The organism is Undibacterium sp. Ji49W (assembly GCF_049340205.1).
Lineage (GTDB): Bacteria > Pseudomonadota > Gammaproteobacteria > Burkholderiales > Burkholderiaceae_D > Undibacterium.
In genome coordinates this window covers 1-234 of the sequence record NZ_JBMPOW010000086.1, presented here as the reverse complement: position 1 = coordinate 234, position 234 = coordinate 1, and the positions used below count along the sequence as shown (strand labels likewise).

Sequence of the window (234 nt, the reverse complement as noted above, 5' to 3'; positions counted from 1 at the left end):
TGATCGCACCGTAAGTAACCAGTGTATCGTTACCGTTACCCAGGTTGATGGTGTCTGTCACTACACGGGCCACGGCTGTTGCTGTGGATTGTGTATTGAGGTTCACACCGTTTTCTGTCACGTTGTACGTACCGGCAACATAGTTACCCAGCAATACCACGCGGTCAGCACCTGCACCCAGGCTCAGGAAGTTGGCGCCACGGCCCAGTGTCACGTCCAGTGCAGATTGCGCTG

At 55.1% G+C, this 234-nt stretch carries 1 protein-coding gene; it reads right to left on the bottom strand.

The features are described from left to right. The coding region (locus ACO0LK_RS27135) for a hypothetical protein (protein WP_422980627.1) at positions 1–234 on the bottom strand (234 nt) is incomplete at both ends.